This window comes from Rossellomorea yichunensis (genome assembly GCF_032337515.1).
In the GTDB taxonomy this organism is placed as follows: domain Bacteria; phylum Bacillota; class Bacilli; order Bacillales; family Bacillaceae_B; genus Rossellomorea; species Rossellomorea yichunensis.
Window position 1 is genome coordinate 100,505 of sequence record NZ_JAVYAD010000003.1, and the last position, 13,616, is coordinate 114,120.

The window sequence follows — 13,616 nt, forward strand, 5'->3', positions numbered from 1 at the left end:
CTTTCTTTCATCCTCAGACAAAAAAGTCACCGTCATGAATCATGACGGTGACTCTTCAGTCTTACTTCAAATTCTCAGGATTCAGCACTTCAAGTTCTTCAATGACAAATCGTCCGTCTTTTCGAATCAATACATCATCGAAGTAGATTTCACCGCCGCCGTACTCAGGGCGCTGTATCATCACCATATCCCAGTGAATGTTCGAGTGGTTTCCATTGTAGGCTTCTTCGTAGCATTCGCCTGGCGTAAAGTGGAAGCTGCCATCAATCTTTTCGTCAAATAAAATGTCCTGCATCGGATGCTGGATGTACGGATTCACACCAATGGCGAATTCACCTACGTATCTTGCCCCTTCATCCGTATCAAAGATTTTGTTTATTCGGTCTGTATCGTTTGCAGTAGCTTCTACAATCTTACCTTCTTTGAATGTCAATTTTACGTTTTCAAAGGTAAACCCATTATAAGGTGACGGTGTATTGTAGGAAATGATTCCATTAACTGAATCCTTTACAGGTGCACTATATACTTCTCCATCGGGAATGTTCAGGCGTCCCGCACATTTCACTGCAGGAATGTCCTTGATTGAGAATGTAAGGTCCGTCCCTTCTCCGACAAGGCGGACTTTATCCGTATTGTTCATGAGCTCAACCAGGTTATCCATGGCTTTGTCCATCTTGCTGTAGTCCAGGTTGCAGACATCGAAGTAGAAGTCTTCGAATCCTTCTGTGCTCATGTTGGCAAGCTGTGCCATGGATGAAGTAGGATAGCGGAGTACGACCCACTTTTTCTTAGGGACGCGAATTTCTCTATGTACTTTTTTACCAATTGTATTTCCATGGATCTTCATCTTTTCATCAGGTACATCCGATTGTTCACTGATATTATCACCTGAGCGCAAACCGATATACGCATCCATCTGTTCCATGACATTCGCTTCAAAGCTTGCAATCATGTTGTATTGTTCTTCTTGGGCGCCCATCAATAATGCGCGGTCGACTGCGTGATCTTTGATGGATACGAAAGGATATCCCCCTGCTGCATATGCTTCCTTAACGAGTGCTGTTACAAGCTCACGTTGTAAACCGAAGTTTTCGATCAATACTTTCTCTCCAGGCTGTAACTGCACGGAGTATTGAATTAAATTTTTTGCGAGTTTTTCAATGCGTGGATCTTTCATTGGATCTTCCCCCTTTTATGTGGTCTCTATTATTGTACCCTAAAACAAAAATGGATGAGAGAAACAAAATGTGAAATGATAAATCAAGAAATATTTTTTATTTTTTCATGCAGGAGAAATCATGCGAAAGGAAGAAATACTAGTATAATGTTTATTTGTTTATCATAAGGGTAAAGAATTTCTATACATGGAGGTGTGGCATATGGAAATCATTCTTTATCTAAGCGTGGCTGTAATAGCAGTTGCATTTTTTATTTTAGTTATGAGTGTAATGAAGACCTTGAAGTCTTTAGGATCTACCCTCGACAGTGTTTCGACTACATTGACGGGTCTTGAGAGCCAGCTTCAGGGAGTAACAAAAGAGTCTACTGAATTACTACATAAAACAAATCTATTAGCTGAGGATATCCAGAAGAAATCTGAGGATCTGAACACTGTTGTTTATGCAGTAAGAGATGTAGGGCATTCCATCCAGAACCTTAATAACTCGGTTAAGAAAGTTAGTACTTCCATTTCAACTGAACTTGAACGTAATCAAGGGAAAATCTCACAGGTTGTTCAGTGGGGGAATGCCTTTATCGAGTTAAAGGACAAATGGAAACAAAAACAGGAAAAACAGCCAAGTCAACCTGATGCAGCTGTTCAAAACCAAGCATCTAAAGAAGTTCGATCTCGAGAAAAATTGATTAAAAGAGCAAGATCTTATAACAATTAGAGAGGGGAATTTTAAATGACACAACAGTACAATCAAAACCAGAACCAAAACCAAACAAACGACAGCAACAACATCAACTCAAAAGACTTCATGATCGGAACACTGATCGGAGGAATCGTTGGGGCGGCAACAGCTCTTCTACTGGCTCCTAAATCAGGTAAAGACCTTCGTCATGATATCAACGAGCAGGCTGGCGTACTGAAAGAAAAGACAGGTCAGTGGAAAGACACGGCTGTAGAAAAGAGCAATGAGCTTGCTGCAGTAGCAAAAGAAAAATCATCTGCACTTTCAAAATCAGTACAGGAGCAATCCAACAATGTGGTTGGAAAGCTGAAAACATACCGCTCTAATAATAACGAGCTTCAAGAAACAAACGATGAACTTCAAGCTGTTGCTGTAGGTGAAACAACACCTGTTGAAGAGACAGAAGATGTAAATCAAAAGCTCGAAGAAACAAAAAAGGCATTTGACGAAACTGAAAAAACATACAATCAATAATAATTGATTCCAAGGGCGGTGAAGTGATATGATTACTTCACCGTTTTTTTTGTTGAAATAAAAATGCATTGAGGCACGTCTGTCTCCGGCAATTTAATAATGCACATTTTATTGTAAGGGAGTATGAATGATATGCAGAAGATTGAAACCGTTCAAGAGTTTGAACAGCTTTCCGAAAAGAATTCCCGCTTCTTTTTTATGAAGCACAGCTTAACATGCCCTGTGAGCTCAAATGCTTTCAGTGAATACCAAGCCTTCCTGAATAAGCATGAAGAGGAAGACGGCTACTATTTAGCCGTTCAAGAGTCAAGGGAACTATCCAATCATATTGCCGAAAAATACGGCATCAAGCATGAATCACCCCAAGCCTTCCTGTTTATTGAAGGAAAACCGGGCTGGAATGCTTCACATTGGAATATTACCGAGAATGAATTGAATAAGTTGTAGGGAAAGGACTCTGTTTTGACAGGGTCTTTTTTATTGGCTCTTTTCGTAAAGATTGTTGTTTTTAACATAAGGATCTGCTTGAGCTCTGCCAATCACCATCTTTAATAGATTTATTGTGTGCAGAGCTTCAACATACGTAATAAAACCATGTAAATAGAAGGAATAATTCTTCTTTTATAAAAGGGAAATTAATCTCTAATCTTAAGTAAGGTTGTTTGCAAAAATTCTTGTTTTTATTGATTTCCCTTAAGGATACATACTCAGAAAGTTGATTCTCGCTGCAGGATGATCGACTCCTGCGGGAATGGCTGGACAGTACGAAAAGCGGAGGGGCTTTGCCCAGGGGCGACAAGCATAAGACGAGTCTGCCGGAAAGGCGTTCTTTGCCTTTTTGGCAGACTTGGCTTATGACCTCGAGCCCCTAAGCCCCGTAGCTGGACAGGTGGAGACCCCGGAGGCTCACCGCCAGCCCCGCGGAAAGCGAGCATTCTGGAGCGGAAATCAACTACTACATTCTTCATTAAGATAACCACTAACTTTGCGAAAAGAGCCTTTTTATTTGTCCGGATTAATGATTTCTTTTGGGATTACTAATAATTTTTGGTAATTCCCTCACACGTGTTTACTTTCCATAATACAGGGAATTTACTCTATAAGAATAAAATTTATTGATAGTAAATTAGGAGGAACGATTCATGACTCAGACTGTACCTTATAATACTCAAACGAGCAATACGACTAATACGACTGCGATGAACGGCACTTCCAGTGAGAAGAATGGTAAGTTATTAAAAGGCATGGTAGTGGGAGCTGTAGTAGGCGGCGCACTGGCTATGCTTGATAAAACAACGAGAAAAAGAGTATCATCCAGAACATCCAATGTGAAAGACTCCACAATGGGGATGGTGGCAAAGGTAAGGGAGAATCCATCGGGAGTTATGAACGACTGGCAGGATCGCCTTAAAACGGCTTCCACTGTATTGAAGGATGCGATCAACGACGCACAGAGCCTTTATGAAAAGGTGAATGATGATGTGATCGATCAAGTGAATCAAGTAAAGGAAGATTCTTCAGAAATTATCGCTACAACGAAGGAAGCGGCAGAGGAATTGAAGGATATAGGCGGTAAAGTGAAAGAAGCAGGTGAGGAAGTGACAGGGGAATCAACCTCTTCAGTAAACGGTACACAATCTTCAACAAGCTCTACTTCTACAAGTGATAACAATATCCATCCAACTAATCGTGCGAGCAGCGTACCTGGACAAGTTGGATCATAATACAAAAAAACTGGCGTAAATGCCAGTTTTTTTGTTGTCTGCTATTCTTTCATTCAGCGTGAGGACTGAGGCCAGACGATTTCGAGTTCGTCCCCCTGTTGAATTTCTTCATAAAAGGTGGTTTCCTCTCCGTTTTTCAAGAGTAAGAAGCTCCCATTCGCATGAGAAGGCATGGTGATTTCAACAGTATTAAATAAGTCCTGGAAGATAAAAGAGCTTACTTGTTGTTCTTCAATTTCAATCGAATCCCCGGCAATTAACCGATCGTCCATTTCAAGCCCGCTGCCATTTCGATAAACACGGCTGCTCTCTTTCATAAGCTCTACTTTCTTTCCGTTAAAAGTAATGACGATAGAAGCCCCTGCAGTGAGCTGTTTCTTGGCAAGAATCTCCTTTACCGTTGGAGTAAAGCCTGGTTTATATGAAATGATATCGCCCTGTTGAATCTTTGATGATAGCTTCGCTTCAATACCGTTGATGAACAGCTTTCCACTATAAACAGGGAAGAAGGTGTCTTTTCCATTGATGGAAATACGATAGGGCTTAGTGCTTTCTAACCACTCTTCATACCCTGAATGCTTCAACACATCAAAGAGTGATTCCATCAATTCGATCCGGATACAATCACGGTCCTGAATGGTATCATCAAGGGATGCAGGTTGATTGTTTCTGTAAACGAGTGGAGCTAGTAAGAATGGGTTCTCATCTATCACAATCTGTTTTGAAGTAGAGGAGTCTAATAAATCTCCAATCGTTACACTTGGTGAAGACCCGTTCTCTCCTTTGTGAACAATGATAATATCGTTATTGTTAATTTTTTCATCCAGTGCACTGGGCTGACCATTTTTTTCAATAAGAGGCGCCTGACCATGACCTCCTGGTATGGTTATATCTTGACCATTGACTGTTACAAAGAAACCATTACCCGGACCCCCGTGCCATTTACTTAGTTTTAAGCCTGCGGCCAAAATACAGTCCCCGACTGTTAAGTCCTTTACTTCAAATAATCGGACCGGCTGATTGTTCACGTGGGCTGAGACGTATTGGACCGGTGTCTGTTTAGCTGCAATGGCGATTCCGATAGGCGTAACGAGCTCTGGTCCTGTCGTTACTTCATCCAATATGGTTATATTCTGAATCGCTTCCACGCCTCTTACTGCGACCCGGTTGTGTGGAAGTTGTAAGGATGAGGCTAATTTGCCCGGCAGCTCAGGTGTTAAGCTGCCTCCTCCTACAAGCATGACGGCTTGTGGAGGCTTTCCATTGTTCAACCGGAGAATCTCCTTGGAAATCTCCCCGGCTAAACGATCTACTGCTGGAGCAATTCTTTCAACAACCTCCAGTGCTGGGAAACTCGTTTCAAAGCCAAGAATATCGGTAACAGTAATCTCCTTTCTGGACTGAAGCTCTCTCTTTGCCTGCTCGGCTAGAGGAAAGTCCAACAATAGTTCATTGCTGATGGCTTCTGTTATTTCATCGCCGGCTGTCGGAACCATTCCATAGGCAATGACAGTGCCCAGATTTGTAATTGCGATATCGGATGTTCCTGCTCCGATATCAACGAGGGCTACATTGAGTCGTCTCATGGATTCTGGAATCAGTACATTAATCGCAGCGATAGGCTCCAAGGTTAAGGCATCCATTTCAAGACCAGCGCGATTCAGTGCCGCAATTAAGGATTCAACTACTACACGTGGAAGAAAGGTTGCGATAATCTCGACGGTGGCATCTTCCCCCTGCTGATCGATGAGACTTCCGATTTCCTCACCATCCAAACGGTAAAAAAGGACAGAATAACCAACACAGTAATAGTGATAGCCCTTCGTATCATTTTCATTTTCAGCAGCCAATGCTTGAGCCTGCTGGACAGCGCTTAACTCGAGATGGAGGATATCGTTTTTTTGAAGAAGAGGCTTTCCTGTTATAGTTAATGTGGAAGATGCGGTTGCTGTTTTCAGGGCTCTTCCGGCAGCTGCGACACACACTTTATGAAGAGGGCCGTGTTTCTTCTCCAATTTCTCTTTAATGGAGCTAATGACTTCGGCGACTGCTGGAACGTCATGAATCTGACCATCCAGCATGGCTCTCTTTTTATGTTCTTCTACTAAAATATCTGAAACTTGAAATATTCCGTTTATTTCTTCTAAAATGATCCCTACGACCGATCGGGTTCCGATGTCCAATGCAAATATTTTTTGCGTATTTTTCAATTAGTGTTCACCCACTTTAACCTATTCTCATACAATACTAAAATACTTTAGCGCTTAAAAGCGTCTAATTAATAAAGAATTTTATCGTGACATTTTCGATATGTTCTATTATAATAAGTTTCAATATCAAAAATGTATCATACTTTCTTAAAACTATAACAGTTTTTACGTATGAACAGGATAAAAAAAGAAAGGGTGCTGTATTGTGAGTAATCAAGAGCTCGATCAATTACGAAAACAAGTAGACGAGATGAACTTAAAACTATTAGACACCATTAATGAACGTGCTAAACTAGTTCAGGAAATCGGGCGTGTCAAGGAGACTCAAGGAGTATACCGCTATGATCCTGTTCGTGAAAGAGGAATGCTTGATCTGATCAAAGAAAATAATAATGGTCCATTTGAACATTCGACCGTTGAACATATTTTTAAAGAAATCTTTAAAGCCGGTTTGGAGCTTCAAAAAGACGATCACCGTAAAGCACTGCTTGTTTCCCGTAAAAAGAAACCGGATGATACGATCGTAACGATCAACGGAGATTCAATTGGAGACGGAAAGCCTCACTTCATTTTCGGTCCATGTGCGGTTGAATCTTACGAGCAAGTAGCAGAAGTGGCAAAAGCCGTCAAAGCAAAAGGACTTAAATTGCTTCGAGGCGGAGCGTTCAAACCGAGAACGTCACCTTATGACTTCCAGGGCCTTGGGATCGAAGGATTAAAAATTCTTAAAAAAGTGGCGGATGAATATGATTTGGCTGTCGTAAGTGAAATCGTAAACCCAGCCGATATCGAACCCGCATTGGAATACATTGATGTGATTCAAATCGGTGCGAGAAACATGCAAAACTTCGAGCTGTTAAAAGCAGCAGGAGCAGTGAAGAAGCCCGTATTACTTAAACGCGGTTTAGCTGCAACGATCGATGAGTTCATCAACGCTGCTGAATATATCATTTCACAAGGAAATGGAGACATCATCCTTTGTGAGCGTGGAATTCGCACGTACGAAAAAGCGACAAGAAACACATTGGACATTTCGGCTGTCCCAATTCTTAAGCAAGAAACGCATCTGCCAGTATTCGTAGATGTAACACACTCAACCGGACGCCGAGATCTGTTGCTTCCAACGGCGAAAGCAGCACTTGCCATCGGTGCAGATGGTGTAATGGCTGAGGTTCATCCTGATCCTGCCGTTGCCTTATCCGATTCTGCCCAACAAATGGACTTAGATCAATTTGATCATTTCTATCAGGAGCTGTTAAAAGGAAGAACGATCGAAGTATAATATATAAAAGAGAAGGGTTGGATCCTATATATGGGGTTCAGCCCTTTATTTTTGAATTTCTGCTGTCATTGTGGGGGTTTTTTATAAGAAAAGCCTTTTTTATTACTTATGAGCAGCATAAGGACCAAATAATGAATGAATTTCAGGTGAATCATCCGAACTTGATTGAGGATATCAGCGGAATTTTCATTTTATCGGCGAAATTCTTATTTTATCAGCGAAATCACAAATTTAACGGCGAAATACCATATATATCGGCGAAACGCATCCTCTTCTACAGTAAGCCTGTATTCTGGTAGTCGCTCTTTCTGCATGCTATAATCAACTTTTTATCAAGATAAGGCGGAGTCGTTGCACGAATATAGAGACTATCGTATGATTATCATGGTAATTGCAGATAAATAACCTATATACATTGAAAAAACACTAACGTGAATATAAATATGTGCATTTTTTAACAAACTATTGTAATCGCTTTTTTCTTTAGGTTTATTTAGTGTAAAATAAGATAAATAAATGAGTAGAAGAGTAAAGGAGAGTTAGCTATGAACGTTACAATATATGATGTAGCAAGAGAAGCAAATGTTTCCATGGCAACCGTTTCACGTGTTGTCAACGGGAATCCCAATGTAAAGCCGGCAACAAGAAAGAAAGTACTGGAGGTCATTGACCGCCTTGGATACCGTCCGAACGCAGTAGCAAGGGGACTTGCAAGTAAGAAGACAACAACGGTCGGAGTCATCATTCCGGATATCTCTAATATTTTCTATGCTGAATTGGCACGTGGTATTGAAGATATCGCAACGATGTACAAATACAATATTATCTTAAGTAACTCTGATCAAAATGCGGAGAAGGAGCTTCATCTCCTCAACACGATGCTTGGTAAACAAGTGGACGGAATTCTGTTCCTTGGCGGGCACATTTCAGAGGAACATGTTCAGGAATTCGAACGTTCCCCTGTTCCAATCGTATTAGCTGGAGCAGTGGAAGAAACAAACAAGGTTCCTTCCGTTAATATCGACTACAAAGCGGCTTCCTACGATGCTGTTACGGAATTGTTGGAAAAAGGGCATAAGCGTATCGGATTTGTAAGTGGTCCTTTCCACGATACAATCAACATGAAGTTTAAATTAGAAGGGTATCGTGAAGCCCTTGCCAAAGCCGGAGTTGAATATAGTGACGACCTGGTTGTTGAAGGTGAATACACGTATGATTCAGGACTTGAAGCATGGCAGAAGTTTTCTGAGCTTGAGGACAAGCCGACCGCTATATTCGTCGGAAATGACGAGACGGCCCTTGGAGTCGTTCACGGTGCCCAGGATCAAAACGTGTCCATCCCCGATGAAGTTGAAGTAATCAGTTTTGATAACACAAGACTGGCGCTTATGGTCAGACCACAGTTAACTTCCGTTGTTCAGCCTTTATATGATATCGGGGCTGTGGCGATGAGATTATTAACGAAATATATGAACAAAGAAACGGTCGAAGAATCCACAGTAGTTCTTCCTCATCGAATCGAACATCGGAACTCAACAAAATAAGAAGTTTGTCGATATAAAAGATAAAGACAAACAGAACTTAATTTTGTAGGGAGAGTCAAAATGAAAAAGCTTGATGTTCTTACACCGATCGGGGTTGTAGTAGGGTTTCTATTCGTCGCTTTTGCCATCATTACGAACGCTGGTATTACAGGCTTCAGTTCCTTTATAGATCTGCCGTCCATGTTTGTTGTCATAGGCGGTTTGGTCGCTGCCATGCTTGTCAGCTTCTCTATTAAGGAATTGAAGCAATTGGGGAAAGTGATGAGAGAATCCTTTCGTGACGAGGAATACGATCTTCAGGGCCTCATTCGCACGTTTGTGACACTATCAGAAAAAGCGAGGCGTGAAGGCCTTCTCTCACTAGAGGCGGAAGTGGAAGAGGTCGAGGATCCTTTCATTCGAAAAGGGGTCCTGTTAGCCGTCGATGGAATTGAGCAGGACGTGATTGTGGATATCATGAATGCCGAGATCATCGCTTTAGAAGAGCGGCATCGTAAAAATAAAAGTTTACTGGACAAGGCGGGGGAGTATGCACCTGCCTGGGGGATGATCGGGACCTTGATCGGTCTCGTACTGATGTTAAAGAATTTAAATGATCCATCGTCATTAGGGCCTAATATGGCCATCGCCTTATTAACGACTCTATATGGATCGATCCTTGCAAATCTTGTCTTCTTACCTATGGCATCCAAATTAGCGATGAAAACAGAAAAAGAAGTGTTTATGAAACAAATCGTGATTGAAGGTGTCGTTGGGGTACAATCCGGTCAAAATCCGAAAATATTGGAAGAGAAACTGAGAGTGTTCTTATCCAATGAGGAACTGGAGATGTACTCTGCTGGCAGGAAGCAAGAGGAGGCAACATTCCATGATGCGTAGACGAAGACAACCGTCTCAGCCTACGGGGGCACCAAAATGGATGGTAACCTTTTCTGATCTCATCACTCTTATTCTCGTATTCTTTATTTTACTATTTTCCATGTCTCAAATCGATATCGTGAAATTCAGGACCATCGCTGATTCCTTTCAGCAGCGTCAAATACTGGAGTTTTACCCTTCTGTCATTCCATTTGAGAATCCTTCAGCTGAACCTGAAATGGAGAAGGAGAAAACCCAGCCTCAAAGCAGTGAGGAAACCGACAAAGAGTTGAATCAGCTTTTAGCCGATATTCAGAGCTACTTGAATGAAAATAAACTTAGTGACGTTGTAGTGGCCACAAGAACCGAGCGTGGAGTCGTGCTTGTCCTTCAGGAGCAAGCACTGTTCGCTTCAGGTGAAGCAACGGTCCTTGAGGACGCTTATCCGTTCTTGAATAAGGTGGGCGATCTTTTATCGAGGATCCCAAACTTCGTGAAAGTGGAGGGACATACAGATAATCGTCCCATCGGTACATATCGTTTCCCATCAAACTGGGAGCTGTCCTCTGCAAGGGCAAGCAGTGTGATCCGGTATCTGGTTCAAACCGAAAACTTAGATCCGAAGCGCTTCATTGCCGTCGGGTATGGGGACACACGACCCATTGCACCCAATGACACAAGTGAAAATCTTCAAAAAAACAGGCGTGTGGAAGTGATCATAACAGATCCTGCATATGAGGAACAATAAAAACCAAGGACTTCTCAATGGGATGAGAGGGACTTGGTTTTTTTCGTATTCTCGCCTTATGCTTGTCGGGCCTGAGCGAGCCGCCTCCGCTTTTCGGTTGTCCAGCTCCGGCGGCTAGGCCCTCGAGGTCATAAGTCAAGAACACCAAAAAGGCAAAGGACGCCTTTCCGATGTTCTCGCCTTATGCTTGTCGGGCCTGAACGAGCCGCCTCCGCTTTTCTGTTTAGCTCCCCGGTTTTTGCCTCAGCTGTTGCCGAATGGAATAAAGGGCTTTCTCTACGGTTTGTTTATTCTTCTCGGTGATTTCGCCTTTTCTCGGAATCGGCTTATAAATGTCAGGTCTATCCCACCATTCATTTGGCAAGGTGACCCCTGCTTTACTTTGCCAGCGTTCTGTCCATTTCCCAGGGAAGGAAGAGGCAAGGTCCATTCGACCGGTCATCTGCATCCAAATCATGCTCCAGGCCCTTGGGACGACTCTCCAAATGTCATAACCGCCACCACCAACGGCAATCCATTTACCATCGCAATACTCATGAGCAAGCTCATGGGCGATACGAGGGATTTCCCGGTATATATTCATGGTAGCCGAAAGGTGGGTGAGTGGGTCATAATAATGGGCATCTGCCCCGTTTTGAGTCAAAATGACGTCGGGTTTGAAGAATTCAATGACTTCACGAAAGGACGTTTCGTAAGCTTCGAGCCACGACTCATCCTCTGTAAAGGCATCGAGGGGGATATTGAACGAATACCCATATCCTTTTCCGTGACCGCGCTCATTGATATTGCCTGTCCCCGGGAAGAGGTAGCGGCCCGTCTCATGGATGGAAAGGGTACACACGTCCGGGTCATCGTAAAAGGACCACTGAACGCCATCTCCGTGATGGGCATCTGTATCCACGTATAGGACCCGGGCCCCGTACTTTTCCTGCATGTAGCGGATCGCCACCGAACTGTCGTTATAAATACAGAAGCCTGATGCTTTCCCTTTGAAACCATGATGCAGACCACCACCGAGATGAAGGGCATGCTTCGCTTTTCCCGTCATGACAAGATCAACGGCCGTTAACGTACCGCCTACCAAATAAGCACTCGCTTCATGCATTCCTTGAAACATCGGGGTATCTTCAGTACCAATTCCAAACCCTTCTGCCTGATCTTGAGAGAGTTGGCCGACACTCGCTCTTTTGACGGCGTTTACATAATTGGGATCATGATTAAGAAATAACTCTTCATCGGTAGCCATTCGTGGTGGAACGATTTCATCTGATTGAAGAGCATTTGCTTCTTTGAGTAAATCCATCGTCAGGGTCAATCGGGTTTGATTGAAGGGATGCTCATCAGAGAACCGATACCCGAGGAGTTCGTCTGAATAGATGAAAATAGCATCTTTTGTCATGAGGAGATTCCTGGCATGTTTGGCCATAACACGTCATATCCTTCTTTCTTTAGATCATTGATCACATTCATCGGATTCATCGTTCTTACTCTGAACACAAGGATTTTGAACTGCTCGTCCTTTTTATCCGGATAGACAAGTACACTTTGAATATTGGAGTTATTCCTTCTGATGATACCTGCTACCTCGTAAAGAATGCCCGCTTTATGTGGGACTTTCACTTCGATTTGAGAGCCGGGCTGATGGGCTCCCGTCAGTTGAATGAGCGTGTACAGCAGATCGGTTTCAGTAATGATTCCGACCAGCTTCTTTTCCTTCAAGATTGGGAGGCAGCTGATCCGGTGCTCATAAAAGAGAGCCGCAACCTCTTCAACAAAATCGAGAGGATGACCCGTGATCACATCTTTCTTCATGATCAATTCAAGCGGATTCTGCAATTCATTGCCAGGGGACTCATCATGAAAAATAGATGGGGTGCCGTCTTTTACATCACGGTCACTCACGATCCCGATCACTTCCATATCATGATTGGTAATCGGGATATGCTTGATCTTCTTCTCCCGCATTAATTTTATGGCTGTTTCAATTGTATCGTCTGCCTTTAAAGTTTCGACTTTCGTTTTCATAATTTCTTCTACAATCACGTTCTCCACCCCTTTAGAAAACTTGTCAGAATTCCATTAATACATAAAACGATTCATAAACCTCAGTTGATCAAATCGTTGGATGGAATCCGGGTCCACTCTTGTACCGATTCTCGCCATTAAACAATTAGCTGGATGGGAACTGATTTCAGGGTCATCCGTTGCGTAATATTCCAACCCGCCGGCGTTCATCATTTTTTCCATTACTTTCCGATATTCCCACACGTTCAGGCCGGTCCCTTTTAAATCCCAGTGCCAATAATATTCAGTCGTAATGATGATGTAGTCTTCCATATGATCATCCATCATGGAAACCTTTAATAGATTTTTTCCGACTGAAGCCCCGCGGAATTTAGGAATGACTTCTATTGCTCCAAGCTCAATCAGATTATCCATTTTCCCCTGAGACCAGCGTTCAAGGGGATCAGGATATAAATATGTAACATATCCGACAATCGTATGATGATCTCTCGCGATCAGGATTCGTCCTTCTGGTAAACTGGCAATCTCTACAAGGGCTTTATGCTGCTGGGCAGGGGGTCTGAAAGCGACCAAGTCCTCGTGAAAGTCAAGCCTTGATAATTCTTCAGCGGAAATCGGACCTTCAATAATGATATTTCCCTTTGTTGTTTTCAATTCTGTTGCATTATAGGTTTTTTTCAATTTCATCTGGACACCACCTAAAGATATTCCTCAAGTCCATTATACATGAAATTAAAAAATGTATAGCGCTTTCACAAAATTTTCAGGCGTTTGAAGCGGTGATATTATTCTGCAATACCTATCTGGGACAGGGGTTTGAAGTGTTTTTATTCTG

13 protein-coding genes are annotated in these 13,616 nt (G+C 42.6%); 8 read left to right on the forward strand and 5 right to left on the reverse strand.

The features are described 5' to 3' along the window. Positions 1-61: 61 nt before the first annotated feature. Positions 62-1,177, reverse strand: a complete 1,116-nt coding sequence (locus RSX31_RS08390; RefSeq protein ID WP_315634252.1) for an aminopeptidase — start codon at positions 1,175-1,177, stop codon at positions 62-64. A 202-nt stretch (positions 1,178-1,379) separates the two neighbouring features. On the opposite strand from RSX31_RS08390, the gene RSX31_RS08395 reads away from it, so the two are divergent. The 4 genes from RSX31_RS08395 (at position 1,380) to RSX31_RS08410 (ending at position 4,114) form a co-directional block, all read left to right on the forward strand. Continuing rightward, positions 1,380-1,892, forward strand: a complete 513-nt coding sequence (locus RSX31_RS08395) for a DUF948 domain-containing protein (protein ID WP_148970968.1) — start codon at positions 1,380-1,382, stop codon at positions 1,890-1,892. Positions 1,893-1,907: 15 nt separating this feature from the next. Then, positions 1,908-2,390 (forward strand): YtxH domain-containing protein, encoded by a 483-nt coding sequence (locus tag RSX31_RS08400; protein ID WP_148970967.1) that lies wholly within the window; start codon positions 1,908-1,910, stop codon positions 2,388-2,390. 132 nt (positions 2,391-2,522) lie between these two features. Beyond that, entirely contained in the window at positions 2,523-2,837 is a 315-nt protein-coding gene (ytxJ, locus tag RSX31_RS08405; RefSeq protein WP_315634253.1) for a bacillithiol system redox-active protein YtxJ, read from the forward strand. Positions 2,838-3,532: 695 nt separating this feature from the next. After that, complete coding sequence (locus RSX31_RS08410) at positions 3,533-4,114, forward strand: YtxH domain-containing protein (RefSeq protein ID WP_315634254.1); 582 nt, start codon at positions 3,533-3,535, stop codon at positions 4,112-4,114. Positions 4,115-4,167: 53 nt separating this feature from the next. Here RSX31_RS08410 and RSX31_RS08415 read toward each other — a convergent pair whose 3' ends face one another. Then, entirely contained in the window at positions 4,168-6,324 is a 2,157-nt protein-coding gene (locus RSX31_RS08415; protein WP_315634255.1) for a cell division FtsA domain-containing protein, read from the reverse strand. Positions 6,325-6,529: 205 nt separating this feature from the next. Between RSX31_RS08415 and RSX31_RS08420 the strand changes: the two genes are divergently transcribed. The 4 genes from RSX31_RS08420 (at position 6,530) to motS (ending at position 10,756) form a co-directional block, all read left to right on the forward strand. Continuing rightward, positions 6,530-7,606, forward strand: coding sequence for a bifunctional 3-deoxy-7-phosphoheptulonate synthase/chorismate mutase (locus RSX31_RS08420; RefSeq protein WP_148970963.1), 1,077 nt, complete (start codon positions 6,530-6,532; stop codon positions 7,604-7,606). Between the two features lie 545 nt (positions 7,607-8,151). After that, the gene (gene ccpA / locus RSX31_RS08425; RefSeq protein ID WP_148970962.1) at positions 8,152-9,150 is read left to right on the forward strand and encodes a catabolite control protein A; all 999 of its coding nucleotides are present in this window, start codon (positions 8,152-8,154) and stop codon (positions 9,148-9,150) included. 60 nt (positions 9,151-9,210) lie between these two features. After that, positions 9,211-10,029, forward strand: a complete 819-nt coding sequence (motP, locus tag RSX31_RS08430; RefSeq protein ID WP_315634256.1) for a flagellar motor protein MotP — start codon at positions 9,211-9,213, stop codon at positions 10,027-10,029. Beyond that, positions 10,019-10,756 carry a flagellar motor protein MotS gene (motS, locus tag RSX31_RS08435; RefSeq protein ID WP_315634257.1) on the forward strand — a complete coding sequence of 246 codons (738 nt, stop codon included), beginning with the start codon at positions 10,019-10,021 and terminating at the stop codon, positions 10,754-10,756. The genes motP and motS overlap by 11 nt, the downstream gene beginning before the upstream one ends. Before the next feature lie 223 nt (positions 10,757-10,979). Here motS and RSX31_RS08440 read toward each other — a convergent pair whose 3' ends face one another. The 3 genes from RSX31_RS08440 to RSX31_RS08450 are packed head-to-tail and all read right to left on the reverse strand — an operon-like array spanning position 10,980 to position 13,468. Further along, a complete protein-coding gene (locus RSX31_RS08440) occupies positions 10,980-12,155 on the reverse strand; it encodes an acetoin utilization protein AcuC (RefSeq protein WP_315634258.1) in 1,176 nt (391 codons plus the stop codon). After that, entirely contained in the window at positions 12,152-12,799 is a 648-nt protein-coding gene (locus tag RSX31_RS08445; protein WP_148970958.1) for an acetoin utilization AcuB family protein, read from the reverse strand. The genes RSX31_RS08440 and RSX31_RS08445 overlap by 4 nt, the downstream gene beginning before the upstream one ends. A 36-nt stretch (positions 12,800-12,835) precedes the next feature. Further along, on the reverse strand, positions 12,836-13,468 hold the full coding sequence (locus RSX31_RS08450; RefSeq protein ID WP_148970957.1) for a GNAT family N-acetyltransferase: 633 nt from the start codon (positions 13,466-13,468) through the stop codon (positions 12,836-12,838). Positions 13,469-13,616: the final 148 nt, after the last annotated feature.